Annotated in this window: 15 protein-coding genes; 8 read left to right on the top strand and 7 right to left on the bottom strand. The window is 37.7% G+C overall.

The features are described 5' to 3' along the window. Nucleotides 1-41: 41 nt before the first annotated feature. Nucleotides 42-1,130 (bottom strand): chorismate synthase, encoded by a 1,089-nt coding sequence (gene aroC / locus NG743_RS00885; RefSeq protein WP_027400936.1) that lies wholly within the window; start codon nt 1,128-1,130, stop codon nt 42-44. Between aroC and NG743_RS00880 the strand changes: the two genes are divergently transcribed. The 3 genes from NG743_RS00880 (at nt 1,110) to NG743_RS00870 (ending at nt 3,983) form a co-directional block, all read left to right on the top strand. Further along, on the top strand, nt 1,110-1,340 hold the full coding sequence (locus NG743_RS00880) for a hypothetical protein (protein WP_027400937.1): 231 nt from the start codon (nt 1,110-1,112) through the stop codon (nt 1,338-1,340). The two genes, aroC and NG743_RS00880, sit on opposite strands and share 21 nt — an antisense overlap. An 82-nt stretch (nt 1,341-1,422) precedes the next feature. Further along, nucleotides 1,423-3,330: an ATP-dependent zinc metalloprotease FtsH gene (gene ftsH, locus NG743_RS00875; protein ID WP_027400938.1), complete on the top strand. Its 1,908-nt coding sequence runs from the start codon at nt 1,423-1,425 to the stop codon at nt 3,328-3,330. Between the two features lie 275 nt (nt 3,331-3,605). Further along, nucleotides 3,606-3,983 (top strand): hypothetical protein, encoded by a 378-nt coding sequence (locus NG743_RS00870; RefSeq protein ID WP_027400939.1) that lies wholly within the window; start codon nt 3,606-3,608, stop codon nt 3,981-3,983. 2 nt (nt 3,984-3,985) lie between these two features. Here the strand turns inward: NG743_RS00870 and NG743_RS00865 are convergent, their stop codons facing one another. Then, the gene (locus tag NG743_RS00865; protein WP_257121286.1) at nt 3,986-7,024 is read right to left on the bottom strand and encodes an Eco57I restriction-modification methylase domain-containing protein; all 3,039 of its coding nucleotides are present in this window, start codon (nt 7,022-7,024) and stop codon (nt 3,986-3,988) included. A gap of 28 nt (nt 7,025-7,052) precedes the next feature. Beyond that, on the bottom strand, nt 7,053-8,294 hold the full coding sequence (locus NG743_RS00860; protein WP_027400941.1) for a glycosyltransferase family protein: 1,242 nt from the start codon (nt 8,292-8,294) through the stop codon (nt 7,053-7,055). A 386-nt stretch (nt 8,295-8,680) separates the two neighbouring features. Here NG743_RS00860 and NG743_RS00855 point away from each other — a divergent pair, with 386 nt between their 5' ends. After that, the gene (locus NG743_RS00855) at nt 8,681-8,827 is read left to right on the top strand and encodes a hypothetical protein (RefSeq protein WP_193964794.1); all 147 of its coding nucleotides are present in this window, start codon (nt 8,681-8,683) and stop codon (nt 8,825-8,827) included. A gap of 86 nt (nt 8,828-8,913) precedes the next feature. Here the strand turns inward: NG743_RS00855 and NG743_RS00850 are convergent, their stop codons facing one another. Then, nucleotides 8,914-9,102: a hypothetical protein gene (locus NG743_RS00850; RefSeq protein ID WP_306459806.1), complete on the bottom strand. Its 189-nt coding sequence runs from the start codon at nt 9,100-9,102 to the stop codon at nt 8,914-8,916. A gap of 53 nt (nt 9,103-9,155) precedes the next feature. On the opposite strand from NG743_RS00850, the gene NG743_RS00845 reads away from it, so the two are divergent. The 4 genes from NG743_RS00845 to NG743_RS00830 all read left to right on the top strand — a co-directional run bounded on the left by NG743_RS00845 (nt 9,156) and on the right by NG743_RS00830 (nt 13,455). Continuing rightward, complete coding sequence (locus NG743_RS00845; protein WP_257120970.1) at nt 9,156-9,824, top strand: RNA-guided endonuclease InsQ/TnpB family protein; 669 nt, start codon at nt 9,156-9,158, stop codon at nt 9,822-9,824. 605 nt (nt 9,825-10,429) lie between these two features. After that, nucleotides 10,430-11,143, top strand: coding sequence for a response regulator transcription factor NblR (nblR, locus tag NG743_RS00840; RefSeq protein ID WP_027400943.1), 714 nt, complete (start codon nt 10,430-10,432; stop codon nt 11,141-11,143). Nucleotides 11,144-11,911: 768 nt separating this feature from the next. Beyond that, nucleotides 11,912-12,439, top strand: a complete 528-nt coding sequence (locus NG743_RS00835; RefSeq protein WP_027400944.1) for a DUF192 domain-containing protein — start codon at nt 11,912-11,914, stop codon at nt 12,437-12,439. Nucleotides 12,440-13,227: 788 nt separating this feature from the next. Next, the gene (locus NG743_RS00830; protein WP_027400945.1) at nt 13,228-13,455 is read left to right on the top strand and encodes a DUF2949 domain-containing protein; all 228 of its coding nucleotides are present in this window, start codon (nt 13,228-13,230) and stop codon (nt 13,453-13,455) included. A gap of 115 nt (nt 13,456-13,570) precedes the next feature. On the opposite strand, the gene NG743_RS00825 is transcribed toward NG743_RS00830, so the two are convergent. From NG743_RS00825 to trpC, 3 genes are all read right to left on the bottom strand, one after another. Then, nucleotides 13,571-14,722 (bottom strand): pyridoxal-phosphate-dependent aminotransferase family protein, encoded by a 1,152-nt coding sequence (locus tag NG743_RS00825; RefSeq protein ID WP_257121285.1) that lies wholly within the window; start codon nt 14,720-14,722, stop codon nt 13,571-13,573. A 167-nt stretch (nt 14,723-14,889) separates the two neighbouring features. After that, nucleotides 14,890-15,135 carry a DUF5340 domain-containing protein gene (locus NG743_RS00820; protein WP_027400947.1) on the bottom strand — a complete coding sequence of 82 codons (246 nt, stop codon included), beginning with the start codon at nt 15,133-15,135 and terminating at the stop codon, nt 14,890-14,892. Between the two features lie 425 nt (nt 15,136-15,560). After that, complete coding sequence (gene trpC / locus NG743_RS00815) at nt 15,561-16,442, bottom strand: indole-3-glycerol phosphate synthase TrpC (protein ID WP_027400948.1); 882 nt, start codon at nt 16,440-16,442, stop codon at nt 15,561-15,563. Nucleotides 16,443-16,589 lie beyond the last annotated feature (147 nt).

Below are 16,589 nucleotides of genomic sequence, written 5' to 3'. Positions count from 1 at the left end.
TCATAATAAGTGTTGATGCAGTTCCACTTGATTAAGTATGATTACAATACCTTACACTGTCCATAATGCCTTAATAGATGATCACATAGAACTAAAGCCACCATCGCATCAACCATTGGTACAGCACGGGGTAAAACACAAGGATCATGTCTTCCTTTTCCTGCTAAAACCGTTTCTTCCCCTTCCTTCGTTACGGTTTTTTGTTCCTTTCTAATCGTAGCTGTTGGTTTAAAAGCCACGCGGATAATAATGTTTTCACCGTTGGAAATTCCCCCTTGAATTCCGCCTGAACGGTTAGTTACTGTGCGAATTTCCCCATGTTCATCAATATAAAATTCGTCGTTATGTTCAAAACCCGTTAATAAAGTTCCATCAAAACCAGAACCGATTTCAAAACCTTTACTTGCGGGTAATGACATTACCGCCTTTGCTAAATCTGCTTCTAATTTATCAAAAACTGGTTCGCCTAAACCCTTGGGAACATTCCGCACCACACATTCAACGACACCACCGATGGAATTACCATCTTTACCAGTTTGTTCGATTAAGGAAATCATGGTGTTGGCAATTTCGCCATCTGGACAGCGGACGATATTGCTTTCGACATCTGCTAAAGTCACAGTATTGGTATCAACAACCCCTTCTAAATCTTTAATTCGCTTGACATAGGCGATTACCTCTACACCTGCAACTTGATGTAAAATCTTTTTAGCGATCGCACCAGCAGCAACTCTACCTATTGTCTCACGGGCGGAGGATCTGCCACCACCTTGCCAATTTCTCAAGCCATACTTAGCATCATAGGTAGCATCTGCATGGGAAGGGCGATATTTCTGCGCCATCTCATCATAATCTTCGGGACGAGTATTTTTATTTCTGACCAAAATGGCAATGGGTGTTCCCAGAGTTTTTCCCTCAAACACCCCAGATAGAATCTCACAGGTGTCAGCTTCTTTGCGAGGAGTGGTAATTTTACTTTGTCCCGGTCGTCTTCTATCTAACTCAAATTGAATTTCCTCGGCGGAAATTTCCAGTTGTGGGGGACAACCATCAATGATCACCCCCACACCGCCGCCGTGAGATTCGCCAAAAGTAGTAATACGGAAAAGATGACCAAAAGTGCTGCCCATGATGTTGAAAAAATACAGACTGGAATATTTATTTTACATGGAGTTGGGCGATCGCGTTCGCGTTCCGATAGCTTGCGTGGCGACGCAGGAGCCATAGGAATAGAGATAGCGCGGGGAATCGCTCATGAAAAATCCCCAATTCCCCAGGACATCAGTTATCTTAAAGACTTTCATCTTCTCCCCTTGTCACCTGTTAATAATCGAGTCTGACAGTTAAACTATTAGAAGAAAACTATAATTTCTAGACTTGACAATTTCCGCCCAAAAAAGCCATAAAGGGTAACTAACTATTATGAAAAATTTGCACAAAAAAGCTTTGATAAAACAGCAGTTACTAGGTTCATCTCCGCGTCACGTTTTAGCAGGAGTCATAGCCGCCGGGTTGATGACATTGCCCGGTATGATTGGTGGTAATCCCGTCTTAGCGCAACAAAAAACCCAGCGAAATTCCTTAACCTATGGTGAATTAATTCAAAAAGCCAGTAAAGGAGAAGTAAAAAAAGTAGAGTTAGATCAAGCTGAACAAACAGCTAGAGTTTATTTAGTGGGACAAAAACGCGATAGTCTGCCTTTACAAGTACGTCTTCTAGATCAAAATGCGGAATTAATTAATAAACTTAGAGAAAAAAAAGTTGATTTTGGCGAAGTTTCCTCCGCTGGAAACCGAGCCGCTGTTGGCTTATTAATTAATCTCATGTGGATTTTGCCCCTAGTGGCTCTGATGTTATTATTCCTGCGGCGTTCTGCAAATGCTTCTAACCAAGCCATGAGTTTTGGTAAATCTCGCGCACGGTTTCAAATGGAAGCGAAAACAGGCGTAAAATTTAATGATGTGGCGGGAGTCAAGGAAGCCAAAGAAGAATTGGAAGAAGTTGTCACTTTTCTCAAACTTCCAGAAAAATTTACAGCAGTAGGGGCAAAAATTCCCAAAGGTGTCCTATTAATTGGACCACCAGGAACAGGAAAAACCTTACTCGCCAAAGCCATTGCGGGAGAAGCAGGTGTCCCATTTTTCAGTATGTCTGGTTCGGAATTTGTGGAAATGTTCGTCGGTGTCGGTGCTTCCCGTGTCAGAGATTTATTCAAAAAAGCTAAAGAAAATGCCCCTTGTTTAATATTCATTGATGAAATTGATGCGGTAGGTAGACAACGGGGTGCAGGTATTGGGGGTGGAAATGATGAACGGGAACAAACCCTTAACCAACTATTAACGGAAATGGATGGGTTTGAAGGGAATACGGGGATTATTATTATTGCGGCTACCAACCGTCCAGATGTCCTTGATTCGGCTCTATTACGCCCAGGACGCTTTGATAGACAGGTAATTGTGGATGTCCCCGATTTGAAGGGAAGACAGGAAATTTTGACAGTCCACGCTCAGAATAAGAAGATTGATCCTAGTGTATCTTTAGAAGCGATCGCTCGCCGCACCCCTGGCTTTACCGGTGCAGATTTAGCCAATTTACTCAACGAAGCCGCCATTCTCACCGCCAGAAGACGCAAAGAAGCCGTTACCGACTTAGAAATTGATAACGCCATAGATAGAGTAGTCGCAGGTATGGAAGGAACTGCTTTAGTAGACAGCAAAAACAAACGTCTAATTGCTTATCACGAAGTTGGACACGCTTTAGTAGGAACATTAGTTAAAGGTCATGATCCTGTACAAAAAGTTACACTCATTCCCAGAGGACAAGCACTGGGGTTAACTTGGTTTACTCCCAATGAAGAACAGGGTTTAATTTCCCGTTCCCAAATTTTAGCCCGCATTGCCGCAACTTTAGGTGGTCGCGCGGCGGAAGAAATCGTGTTTGGGAAAGCGGAAGTTACCACAGGTGCAGGAAATGACTTGCAACAAGTTACCAGTATGGCACGACAAATGGTAACGAAATTCGGAATGTCCGATTTAGGTCCAGTTTCCTTAGAAAATCAAAACAACGATGTATTTTTAGGACGAGACTGGATGAATAAATCTGAATATTCTGAAGACATTGCAGCGAAAATTGATCACGCAGTCCGGGAGATTGTTAACCGCTGTTATATTCAAGCTAAAGAAATCATTCAAGAAAACCGGTTAATTTTGGAACGGGTAGTTGACTTGTTGATAGAACAAGAAACCGTTGAAGGTGATGTTTTCCGCACCATTGTAGCTGATAATACAGCCATTAAAGTAACCAATGAGCCAGTGGCCGTAACTTATTAGTTGAGGTTCAAAAATCGGCGTTGCTGCATTGAGGGATGAAATTCAATTGAACCTTTGAAACTCCTACCTTTGCGTGAGACTAAAATTCATACCATTAATCAGCAACGCCAGAAAATCCTTGTAGAGACGTTCCATGGAACGTCTCTACTTTTTTCTGATTAATAAAAATATCAATCTGTATTTATCTGCGTTCAATTGTCCATAAAAATCTCACCATAGTGGGATTTAGGGGCAGATAAAAGCTAAAATAGGCAATTGGAGAGTTAACCGATGCCATGTTTGATATATTGCCTTTTCGCTTTGAGTTAGATACAGTTGCGATCGCTGGAGCTTGTCTATGGGCTTTAGCGTTATATGTGAGTTTTTCCCAAACCAGAGAATGGATAACGACACAACTCAACCGCTGGTTTAATTTTGCTGAACGGTTCCTCTATACCAGTCAATCAGAATTTGAAAAGACTCGCAAAGCCAGAGAATCACAAAATTCTTTTTATGCTTCACTATTTAGCATTTTCCCATTTTTGATATTTGGTAGTTTATCTAACTGGCTTCTGAATATCAGTTTAGGTAATAGCTGGGGAATTAGTATGGGTATACTTACTTGTATTGGTGCTGGTGTCTATGAATTAGGACGCGGACAAGGGGAAGAGTAAATTTACGTACCTTCAATCATAGTTATTTCCGCATCAGTTAATTCATACAGTTCATAAACTAATTGATTGATTTGTCTATCAGTAGCTTGTATTTGTTGCTGAATCATTCGTTTAGATGGGGGTGTATTTGCTTTATTGAGTTGTTGATGAAGATAAAGCATTTGTTCAACCAGTTTAACTATTTGATTATGAATCTTTTTTTCTTTTGGACTAGAAAAATCAATCAATCGAATTGGTAATTGTTCAATAAACTGAGTAAAATAACGAAAAAAGCCTCCTCGCATTGTTGTACTAATATTTTTGAGATAAAAATCCAATAATTTACTATTAAGTAATCCTAAAATATATTTAATTGATTCTTCCACGTTACTCTTAAGCGTAATTCCATAGCCACTAGTAAAAGCATAATCTCCTTTATCGTCCCAAGCAAAACAAGCTCGATTTGCAATATCAGGAACTAATATTTTAGGACTTTTCATAAATTCAATATTTTTGGGATAAATATAAGCATACCAACTCGAACCGAACATTTTTCCTTTTTCTCTATTTTCCAAAAATGGTTTATTTTGCATGAGATAATCAAAAGTTAAAGGGAATTGAGTACGCATTTTATCCTCATTAATAAGCTGAACGTTTCCATTAATTAACTCATAAGGAACAATTAGTAACTTTCCAGAATATAAAATTTGATATGGTTTTATTTCCTTACCTTGTAAAAACAGAGAAGTTAAATTAGATTCAATTGTGAATATTCTATCTAAAGCTTTAGAATATACTTGCAATAAATTATCCTCCTGAGAAATCAAATCTAAAACATATATTTTATTAGCACTGGTTCTGATACCTTGAGAAATATTATTTTTTATTTCACTTAACTTAACAAATCTAGAGGTTTTAAATTTATCAAAAACTACAGAATTTTTAATTTTACCAAAATCCCATTTTCCATCTGTAATAGATTCATTAATTATCAATGTTTCTTCCGTACTACCATCAACAATCCATTGAAATAAATCCTTAACTTGAATAAAGGTTAATTCTGATTTTTTTGTTTTAGATAAGAAAAACAAACAAGTATAAGTTGAAACCTTGGGAAAAACTTGTTGATCTCCAAAATGCACTATTTTATTCAGATATTTACCCTCAGAAATTAACTTCCTGATAGACTCTCCATATTGAGCATTAAAAAACTTATGAGGTAAAATAAAACCTAAATAGCCATCTTTTCTTAATAACTCCAATCCCTTTTCCACAAAAATAACATAAATATCATAATTCCCCTTACTAGCAGAAATATACTGTTGTTTATAAAATTCAACCTCCAAAGCAGCCCATTCTTTTAAAGCTTGAATTCTAATATAGGGAGGATTACCAATAACTACATCAAAACCACCTCGTTTCATAATAGCAGAAAAAGCCGATTCCCAGTCAAAAATATTAACCCTATAAGCCGTATCTTCGTCCAAATAATTTAATTGAGTATGTTGATAAAAATCTCCATCTATCAAGGTATTACCACATTGAATATTATGATCTAAATCAGGTAAAGCCCTTTCCTTGAATAACTGTAATTGTCTGGTAATTGTTTCTCCTGATTCTCCCTCCAATACCTTCAATAACAAAGATAACTTAGTTGTTTCCACCGCTTGTTGATCAATATCAACACCATAAATGTGAGTTAATAAAATTTGCTTTCTTTCACTTGCAGTTAAATGCCATTGATGATCCGAAATTTGATAGAATTTATTTTTGTATTTCTTGGGATTTTGCAGATATTGTTCTAAATACCAATCTAAGATAAATTGATAAGCCACAATTAAAAAAGAACCAGAACCACAAGCAGGATCAAGAATTGTCATATCTTGAATTTTTTCTGGTTTCTTATTTTCTAAAACCTTACCAATAGTTTGTTTAATAATATAATCAACAATATAACTAGGAGTATAATAAACACCTCCAGCCTTTCTTACTTCCGGTTTATCTTCAATAACTGCTTGACGACTTGCAGATATTTGAATGACTTTCCCTAAAAATTGTTCATACACTTGTCCCAAAATTTCCACAGGAATCACAGAAAACTCATAGGGACTTTCGGGAGGATAAAGTTTTCTAATAATTAAGGTTAAAATAGAATCATCTATAGTTAAATTCAAAGTAAAATCATCAGAATTTTCTCGTCCTTTTTCATCTTGAAAATGGAATAAACCAGAATTATAGCGATAATCTGCATTAATAAATAACCGCCCTAACTCTTGATAAAAATTTTCAAACTTTAATAAATTATATAACTGTTGATAAGGTTCAATTCCCCTATCTTCACAAATGCGTAAAAAGACAATTCTATTAATTGTCATTTGCACAGCAAAATTTAACTCTCTTTGTGGAATTTGCGGATTGCGCCAAACAATATTAGCAGCTAAATTTTCTCGCCAAACTTCAATTTCTTGGAGAAATTTTTGATCAACAGTAATCCCAGCCTTAACTTTAGTTTCTGCAAACCTTTCTAAAGAACCATTTAACACAGCTTCCTTAGAAAAAAGATTATAAATCTCTGCCCATTTATCAATATATTCTGTATAATTAAAATGTTTGATTCTAGCCACTGATGCTGAATCATTTTTATTGGGCATAATTCGACAGTCATAAACTGCAAATTCTTCAAAATCTGTTAAAATACTTAAAGCTAACTTTGCAGACCAGCCATAACGTCTCACTTGAAAAGCTGCACTCATATTTTGACCCACATTAACAGCGAGTTTTTTCGCCTCCACAAAAAACTTTCTGACTCCACCAACCCGAAAACTATAATCAGGTGCTTTGGCTTTATTTGCATCACTAATTTTTAAAGAATCTTCATGAACAACATCTTTATAAATATCAGAAATTTGTCGTTCATTGCCAATATCCCATCCTAAAGCAGCAAACAAAGGATTAATAAATTCAATTCTGGTTTGTGTTTCATTAATTCCCCCCGCCCAATACAATTCTATCGAAGAGTGAAAATGTTCAACCAGTTGAACAATACTATCAGGTGCTTTCATATTTTCAAAATTCCAATTTTATCTAAATCTATAATAACTCCTCTTTCACCAAAATAGCCAACTTCTGTGCAGCCCCACCTTCACCTCTGACACTGCGTAATTTATCCCGTATAGCCTCTAATTTCTCTGGATTTGCTAACAAATCTAAAACCATTTCTCCCACTTCTTCAGGTTGCAATTTACCTATTAATTCCGGGACAATTTCTGCTTGCGCCCAAATATTTGGCCAAGCAAATAAACCCTTACGTCTCAACACCCACCAATTAATTAATTTAGCAAAACCAGAACCTACTCCCGGTAAATTTGCCAATACTCCTGGTAAACCATCCCAAGAACGCATTGCATCTAATTGTTGAGTTGGTAATAGGACAATCATCGGTACAGCTAAAGCACCTAATTCTGCGGTATTTGCACCAACTGTAGTTAAACAAATAGAACATTGGGATAATAAATCATAAACTGGATTTTCTTGTTTTAATTCCACGATTAATCCAGTAGTAGTTGCAAGAAAATTACCAGATAAAGATGCACCTTGAAAACCAAACGCTTTTGTAAATGAATTAGTTTCAGGATTAGCAAAATTAGCTAAAGTTGGTAAATCTAAAGTTGGTGCAACGGGAATAAAAAACTTCGTTTTCGGGTTTTGACGATAAATATATTCAGCAATAGCTAACATTAAAGGTACACCTTGGGTTAATTTTGCAGATTTTGACCCCGGTAAAATTCCAATTAGTTCAACTTTAGATTGAGGATTTGCAACTTTAGGTGTGATTTCATTCTTTGCTGCTTCTAACATCAAATCACCAACAACAGTGAATTTATCAGCATATTTAGCAGAGACATTTTTCGCAACTTGAGCTTTCATAATGGCAAATTTATCTATAAAATTGTGCCAACGCGCTTCCCATTCCGCATAAACTAGAGTTTTATATCCTAATTTTTTACCAATAATCACCGGAAAAATTTGATCACCACCTAAAAATATGACTACACCTTGATTTCTCCATTCCCAATTTTGCGCGGTTTTTCCCCACAGTAAAAATTGCCAAAAATATTCAGGTGCTTGAACTCTATCAACCTCTGGATAACCCAGCGCTATATCAGTTTCTTTACCACTAGCATGGGGACAAGGTGACAATATTACAGAAATTCTCAGTTGAGAAACATCATGTCCTAATTCTTCCCTCAATGCTTTAACAACAGGACGTACCCAGGTTGTCACCTCCCCAGGTCCATTGGAAAGAATGAGAATATCTACGGGTGTAGTCATTTAATTATTACCTAATGAGTTATAAAATATGATTATACTGATCAATACCTTGTCCAAATTAAAAAAAGCCTTGATTTGTAGGTTGGGTTGAAGCATGAAACCCAACAAATGCGTTGGGTTGCGCTGTCGCTTAACCCAACCTACAGAAAATGGACAAGGTATTGACTGATATAATGAATTAAGGCAGCAAAATTGAATCTCTAAATTAGAATCTCAATTAGATATAGTGACAAGGTATCTAAAGTTTTGTGTCGTGGTTAATCAAATTCATAACAAAATCAAATAACAATGTATCATAGTAATTAGTAGCGTAAATGTGCAATGCTTCCCTTCCTGTTTTTAAAGGATACCAGGTAAGCTACGCCCTGATTTACTAATAGCAGAATGTGGCAGTTTTGACGGGTAAACTTAGTTGGGTAATACTGATGTCTAAGGAAAAAAAAGGTAATAAAGAAGTTAAAAAGCCTAAGAAAGATCCCAAGGACAAAAAAGAGAAAAAAGACCCAAACAGATATGATGGTTTAGGTAAGTAATAAAGAGCAAATTCATAAAAGTTTCTGGTAGGGTATAATAAGGGGTAGAAACAGCTAAATAATTTCTACCCATAACTATCCTTATCTTACTGTTTGTCTAAGTCTTCAATAAGTTGATCAACAAAATCCCTTAACCGTTGCGGCCAGTCAGGGACGGTTTTAATTTTCTCCCTTTGCCCTTTCCGACCTTTAAAACAAATTGGTTGAGCGTCTAACTCAGCTTTGAGGATTTTTTTAGCACCAAGTTTATTATTTTTCTCAAATCTCATTGACATTAACCTTAATCGTTGGTATACTTACTACAATATAACATTGAAAGGTCGAATCAATGCTTTTATCATTCAAAACTGCACTAATTCCAAATAACCGACAGATTACAGCTTTTCGCAAGGCTTCTGGAGTAGCTAGACACGCCTATAACTGGGCAAATGCTCAAGTTATAGATATTTTAGCTACTCGCAAAGAAGGCGAAAAACTTAAATTACCATCAGCGATTGACTTGCATAAAAAGTTAGTCGCCGAGGTTAAATCTGAACACGCTTGGTATTACGAAGTTAACAAAAATGTCCCACAAAAGGCGTTAACTGACTTACGCCAAGCATGGGATAGGTGTTTTTCCAAAACATCGAAACAACCCCGATTCAAGAAAAAAGGACAGCACGATTCTTTTTATTTAGAGTCAGGGACTAAGGCGAAACCGTTAATTAAAAACGATGGTAAAAGAATTAAATTACCGTCAATCGGTTGGGTACGATTGTATGAGTTCAAACGACAGTTAGAGTATAAAACCGAGAAGTTCGGGAGTGAATTAATCCTTGTGGATAGGTTCTTCCCCAGTTCTCAAATATGCTCTAACTGTGGGAATCATCGTCATAAAATGCCATTAAAAAACCGCGTTTATGTTTGTCCTGATTGTGGCTATAAAGCCGATAGGGACTTAAATGCAGCGCGGAACATTGACCGATGGTTTGCGGATATTTTTATCCCTGTAGCGTAGCGGTTCCTTTTAGGAACTACGGTCAGAAACGGTAAGTTCTACCGAGATTGTCTGTCGAGTGGAAAAACCTCTTAGAAGTCATTCTAAGACCACGATGAAGCAGAAAGTAAACACCAAAATTATCGCTGTCCAGATGTGTCTAGATTTTGGTAATTTTGGGTAAGTTTTATAGAACGGTTATCTGTGTACATGGATAATCCCATTTGATTTCCATACTTATCGGTTAAGCTAAAAAAAATTGATTCAGCAGAATATAATTTTACCTCACGCAGAGGCGCAGAGGCGCAGAGAGTAAAAAGGCAAGAGGGTTTGGGCGATTTTACTTTTCTTTACACAGATTGGTTTTATTGTGTTCACCTACCTAATGTATCAATTAGTTAGTTTCTATGGGCGAGTTTAGTTTGATTTTATATGGTAAAACTATGACGACCCGTCCGGGGTAAAAAGGTAGTTTGGTATTATTTTGAGTGTAATGGGACTAGAAAATTAGTAACTTGAATTAGGATTGTTTTCAATATCAGTAGCACGGTAATAGGTTATAACTCATGGGAGATGGTTTTTTTCAATTACCAATCCCAATTTGTTTTCTTTTTAGCCTAACTGCTATGATAGCTACCCACAATCCCGCTGTTTTTGTTTTGGTGGTTGAACCAGATGAAACTTTAGCTAATCAATTGGCTGGTGATTTGCAAGAAGCTGGCTATGATGCCATTGTGACTCATGATGCAGTCAATGGATTAAAATACTGTAGCGGTGCTTCCAGCAATCAAACCCATCGCCAACCTGCTTTAATTGTTGTAGACCGAATGCTTGTCGGTGAATCAGGACTATCTTTATGTAAAAATCTCAGAAATATTGGTAATCGTTCTCCGATACTGGTTTTGATGGCTAGAGACACCGTAGATGATCGCATAGCTTGTTTAGATGCGGGTGCTGATGATTACATCCTCAAACCTTACCGTTCGGAAGATTTTTTAAAGCTGATTCGTCTCTATCTCAAACCAGATGTTGATACCACCGAACAATTACGCTTTGGTGATTTGATTTTGGATATAGGAACCCGCCGGGCTATTTACAACAGTAAGGTCATTGACTTAACCATGAAAGAATTTGAACTCTTAAAGTTCTTAATGGAACATCCCCGTGAAGTATTAACCCGTGAACAGATTTTAGAAAATGTTTGGGGTTACGACTTTATGGGTGAGTCCAATGTCATTGAAGTATATATTCGTTACCTCCGACTCAAAATTGAAGAAGAAGGTCAAAAACGCCTAATTCAAACTATCCGCGGTGTAGGTTATGTACTCAGAGACTCGTGACATACTCCAAACACTTCCTTATGCCTTGCGGCACGCTTGCGCGAACAGGTGAGCGTAGACTTCTCAGTAACTCTTCTTTGAAGACATTAACTGAGCTTTAAGACCGTGCGACCCACGGTTTTTTTGTTTAAAAAACTGGCTTCTATTTAAATAAGTAGGTGAACACAATAAAACCAAACTGTGTAAAGAAACGTAAAATCGCCCAAAACCTCTTCACTCTTGCCTCTTGCCTTTTGCCTTGCCATAATGACAATTTTTCACGCCAACCTACTTAGGCTGCTTTTCAGCATTTAATTGAACTATACCTATTTGATTTAATTTTATCATAAATTAGAAGAATTAGAAAATGTTGATTCGTCATTGACCAACAATCCTGATTAAACTGCGTTCAATTTCGCCTGTTGGTCAATTCCTCACTCGCGCGCGTTCCCCACGCTCCTAAGATTGAGACGTGGGGCTTCTACTGTTTAAGCTAAAATCCATAAAATCAGAAATAATATCTAAATTTGTGGGCAATTTTGCAGAAATTAAGTAAGATGGTCACGATCTAAATTGCAGTAAATAATTTAATAGGCAATAGGCAATAGGCAATAGGCAATAGGCAATAGGCAATAGGCAAGAGTAAAGAGTAAAGATAGATTTCTCCCCTACCCCCCCTACCCCCCCTACCCCCCCACTCCCCCACTCCCCCTACCTCCCCCACTCCCCCCACTCCCCCCACTCCCCCCACTCCCCCACTCCCCCACCCCCCCACCCCCTATACAACTTATGATTTCTTGGCTTAGTTTGTGTTCAATATTACTTAGTATCCTGCTAATGGGCTGTTCATCACCAACCACAGCTGAATCTCCAGCCGTGACATCAGAATCATCAACCCAAACATCAGTAAATGCCGGTCAAAATTTGCCAATTTCGGCTGAAGCTACTCTGCCTCGAAATATAAAAATTCAGTTAGAAGTAGCAAGAACACAGCAACAACAACAGATGGGTTTGATGTATAGAAAGGCTTTACCAGATAACGGAGGAATGCTGTTTCTTTTTCCGAACGCACAACCAGTACAATTTTGGATGAAGAATGTACCCGTTGCGTTAGATATGGTATTTCTCCGGCAAGGTGTGGTTCAGTACATCCAAACATCTGCTCCTCCTTGTGACATAGAACCTTGCCCCACCTACGGTCCTAATGTCCTGATAGATCAAGTAATTGAACTTAGGTCAGAACGAGCCAAAGAATTGGGTTTAAAGAAGGGAGATCAGATCAAAATAGATTTCCTATCTCCTGGCGCTATTCGATAAACAGAATCAAGATTGACTATAGCTCTATGCACTTGAATAAGATACAAAATCTCTGGTAAAAGCCATACCACAAGAGACTTTTAACTTTTAACTTCTGACTTCTGCTATAGCAACAATTCTATGTAAAAATAGCATAAGTCTTTATGCTGAATTTTTATCTGGTACAAAATTATTTTTTTGAAAAAATACTACCAAACCTGGCATAAATAGTAGTAAAGAGGTTAATATTTATCAGTAGCCTGAATAACATCAGATTTTAGTTTTTCCAGTTAAGATCACGACTTTAAAATTAAGTAACGAAAATCTCCCTTTTGGCGCAAGTGTAAATAGTCGCCAATAGGTGAGTATAAACTATAAAATCTTTGTTACTTAAATCAAAACAAAAAACTAGAAGTTCGTCAAATTTATTTTGACGAATAATGATCGGAAAAAACTTCTGTTCTTCCCTCCCCTGCCCCCGGTGCCTCTCTTCTCCCCCTGCTTGCCTTTACCGATCATTTTCGGGTTGACAGACTACTAGAGGATGTTAGTGTCACCACTAACATCATGGTTGAAGTATTACCTAAATATCATCCTGATGGGATACACAAATCACTGTAGTAGAAATTGCTTCGTGATTTTAATTACCTTGGTCTAGTAGTAGATCCAGATAGATTAATGCTTTACAAAAGGGTTATTTAGAAAAAAATATACTTTTTTTATACAACCTTGGATCTCCAATCTACTCATAGCAAGGTGACACATAAAATACTGGCTATACAATACCCACAAAATTAGATAAACAACCTATGATCATCAATTCTACTCAAGGAGGTGAGATACAAATGACACCATCAAGATATTCTCGGCTAATTAATTTTCTCCAGGAAGATTTGGCAATTTCCGCTGCTTCCCTCGCTGTCGCATTACGTAACCGTGATCAAGATCCTGGTTCTTTAACTATGACTCTTTGGCAATATGGGTTAATTACGCTAGAACAGTTGGAACAAATTTATGATTGGCTAGAAACAGCGTAGGGAAGAGGCATGGGGCAGGGACTAGGGGCAGAATTTACCCATTACCCATTACCCATTACCCATTACCCATTACCCATTACCCATTACCCATTACCCATTACCCATTACCCACTAACTATTGGGCAAAAACTTTTGCTGCTGCTGCTATACCAGCACCGGGGGTGAAGTTTTCATGACCAACTTGTGGAAGGACAACTTCTAGGGAAGCGATACAACTCAGAATGTCTCGATCGCTCACAAAACCTAAGTGACCTATGCGGAAAATTTTATTACTTAAGTGGTCTTGTCCACCTGCTAAAGCAATATCAAACCGTTTTTTCATTAAAGAACGAATTTTATCGGTTTCGATGCCTGGAGTAGCTACAGCGGTAATGGCAGGACTGGCACATTCATCTGCGGCAAACAGTGATAAATTTAATGCTTTTATTGCTGCACGAGTAGCATTTTTTTGGCGTTCATGACGGGTAAAGATGGATTCTAATCCTTCTTTTTTCATCATGCCTAAGGTGGTATGTAGTGCCACCATTAAGTTGACGGGAGGGGTAAAGGGAGTGGTATTTTTAGCGGTGGCTTTACGATATTTCCCTAAGTCTAAATAATACTTAGGCAATTTTGCGGTTTTGTAGGCTTCCCAGGCTTTAGGACTGACGGAGACAAATCCTAAACCGGGAGGAATCATGTAACCTTTTTGTGAACCAGAAGCAACTACGTCTAAACCCCAAGCATCTACAGGGACGTTGTAAGCCCCTAAACTGGTGACAGCATCAACAATAATTAAAGCCTCTCCATGTTCTTTAACGTGGCGGTTGATGGCTTCTAGATCATTAATGACACCTGTTGAGGTTTCGCTGTGGGTGATAATGACGGCTTTAATTTCTTTGTTGGTATCAGTTTGCAGTTTGGCTGCAAATTGGGCTGGGTCTAAGGGTTGTCCCCATTCTGCGGTGATTGCTTCTACATTTAAGCCAAAGGCTTGACCAACTTCTACCCAACGTTCACCGAATTTACCATTAGAACCGACTAAAATGCGATCGCCTGGAGAAAGAAAATTAATCATTCCCGCTTCTACAGCCCCAGTTCCACTGACATTTAGCATCAATACATCACTGCTGGTTTGATGTAGCCATTTGAGGTTTTCTGTCACCTCTGCCATCATGCTACTAAATTCACCACTGCGGTGACCAATAGGGTGTTTAGCTAATGCTAGTAAAGCTGCTTCTGGAACTGGGGTAGGACCAGGAATCATCAGCATCAATTTATCGTCCATGTTTGTGTCCTAGTTGAAAATTTCAATACAATACAAATTAACCCCTCTAGGGGATAAAAACACAAAAAAACCTACTCAAATTTTTCGTAGGAATGCCAGTTTAAAACTGTATTAATCAGCCCCACTTTTGCAGGGCTGAGTTTTGTCTAAATGGAAATAGACATTCATCATGAGCAATCTACTTTATCACCAAAATGGTTAATAGACCAACGGTGATCAATGATCAGAGAGGACGATTGAAAACTTTCTTCTAGTCGCTTTTGTTGGGATGCAGCTTTTCGCAGGGTAATAATTAGTTGGTTAACTTGATTGCGTAGGTCTTCGTTTTGACCTAGAGAAGTCATGGTTTGTCTTTCTAAAATTTGAAGTATAAGTTCGTAATGGATAGGAGAAGGTAAAGGAATTGGCTCCATGTAGTTTATTATGAAGTTGAAACTTAGGGATGTTTAATTTTTTACTTATTTAAAGTTTTGTTAACCCCAAATTAATTCTTACACAAGAAATAAATAATTGCAGTTATTCAGAAAGAGATAGCCGGGAAAAATGAGAATTTTAGAGGAAGAAGCAACAGGTAACAAAAAAACTCATGTTTAAAAACATGAGATGGAAATACTGATTCTTGACTAGGCTTTAAAATCTGAAACTTTAGTTTTTTCTGTTCCCTGTTCCCTTTTTCGTAACCCTTGTTTTAAGTAGTGAGACAGAATTAATTACACAATGTCATTGGGAATGGAACGAATCGAAATGAAGCAATCGCCAGGGTTGTGATTGCTTCCCTTCGCTCGCAATGACTGTAAATATTTTTGTCCAATTACTTATATGGAATTTAAGACTGTAATTAAGCAAAGAGATTGGCTATTGCTAATTGAGGATCTGGTTGTCTTACCAAGGATTCACCAATCAGTACAGCGGATGCACCTGCTTTTTTAACTATACTTAAATCCTCTGGGTGATGCAATCCTGATTCGCTGACTACAAGAATGTTTTTTGCTTGTAACTGTTCACCTCTAGCTGTGAGTAATTGACAAGTTGTTTGTAAATCAACAGAAAAATCTTCTAAATTGCGATTATTAATGCCAATTAAAGAAACACCATCTAAAGCTAAAACTCGATCTAGTTCTTCTAAATTATGTACTTCTATTAAAGTTGCCATTTTCAGGTTATGAGCAATTTTGATAAAGTATTGCAAATCTTGATCATTAAGGATGGCTGCTATTAATAAAACTGCGTCTGCTCCATGAATTCGCGCCCAATACATTTGGTAAGGATAGATAATAAAATCCTTGCACAGCAAAGGTAAATCTACTGCTGAACGGACTAAGGATAGATTTTCAAAACTACCTTGGAAAAATTTAACATCTGTGAGAACAGAAAGACAACTAGCTCCACCTTTTTGATAAGATTGAGCGATCGCTACTGGGTTAAAATCCTCCCTAAATACCCCTTTACTGGGAGAAGCTTTTTTAACTTCAGCAATTAAAGCCGGATGAGTTTTACCTTGACGTAAAGCAGCCGCAAAATCACGAATTGGTGGTGCTGATAGGGCTTGTGTTTGCAATTCCCGCAAAGGTAGCCTTTCTCGCATTTGCCCAACTTCTGTTTCTTTCTGCCAGACAATTTCTTCTAAAATATTATTTGGTGCAGCCCCTTCTATAGCAGATCGATATTGAAGTATAGAAATATTAATAACTGTGCTAGGTGAACGACGACGGATTTGCATATTTTTTAAGGATTTCAGAAGGTAGGGGCGCAGGGCCTGCGCCCTTTGTCAGGAGTCAGAAGAAGGAGTCACCGAGTCAGAAGAAGGAGTCACCGAGTCACCGAGTCAGGAGTTAGGAGTCACCGAGTCAGGAGTTCAGAAAGAAGA

The sequence above is a fragment of the Dolichospermum heterosporum TAC447 genome (assembly GCF_024584745.1).
Lineage (GTDB): Bacteria > Cyanobacteriota > Cyanobacteriia > Cyanobacteriales > Nostocaceae > Dolichospermum > Dolichospermum heterosporum.
Note: the sequence above shows the minus strand (reverse complement) of the source record. Positions and strands in the feature narration are given on the sequence as shown.

Coding starts and splice junctions, on each gene's coding strand:
- NG743_RS00880 (WP_027400937.1), top strand. CDS start 1,110: ATGACCAAAAGTGCTGCCCATGATGTTGAAAAAATACAGACTGGAATA.
- aroC (WP_027400936.1), bottom strand. CDS start 1,130: ATGGGCAGCACTTTTGGTCATCTTTTCCGTATTACTACTTTTGGCGAA.
- ftsH (WP_027400938.1), top strand. CDS start 1,423: ATGAAAAATTTGCACAAAAAAGCTTTGATAAAACAGCAGTTACTAGGT.
- NG743_RS00870 (WP_027400939.1), top strand. CDS start 3,606: ATGTTTGATATATTGCCTTTTCGCTTTGAGTTAGATACAGTTGCGATC.
- NG743_RS00865 (WP_257121286.1), bottom strand. CDS start 7,024: ATGAAAGCACCTGATAGTATTGTTCAACTGGTTGAACATTTTCACTCT.
- NG743_RS00860 (WP_027400941.1), bottom strand. CDS start 8,294: ATGACTACACCCGTAGATATTCTCATTCTTTCCAATGGACCTGGGGAG.
- NG743_RS00850 (WP_306459806.1), bottom strand. CDS start 9,102: ATGTCAATGAGATTTGAGAAAAATAATAAACTTGGTGCTAAAAAAATC.
- NG743_RS00845 (WP_257120970.1), top strand. CDS start 9,156: ATGCTTTTATCATTCAAAACTGCACTAATTCCAAATAACCGACAGATT.
- nblR (WP_027400943.1), top strand. CDS start 10,430: ATGATAGCTACCCACAATCCCGCTGTTTTTGTTTTGGTGGTTGAACCA.
- NG743_RS00835 (WP_027400944.1), top strand. CDS start 11,912: ATGATTTCTTGGCTTAGTTTGTGTTCAATATTACTTAGTATCCTGCTA.
- NG743_RS00830 (WP_027400945.1), top strand. CDS start 13,228: ATGATCATCAATTCTACTCAAGGAGGTGAGATACAAATGACACCATCA.
- NG743_RS00825 (WP_257121285.1), bottom strand. CDS start 14,722: ATGGACGATAAATTGATGCTGATGATTCCTGGTCCTACCCCAGTTCCA.
- NG743_RS00820 (WP_027400947.1), bottom strand. CDS start 15,135: ATGGAGCCAATTCCTTTACCTTCTCCTATCCATTACGAACTTATACTT.
- trpC (WP_027400948.1), bottom strand. CDS start 16,442: ATGCAAATCCGTCGTCGTTCACCTAGCACAGTTATTAATATTTCTATA.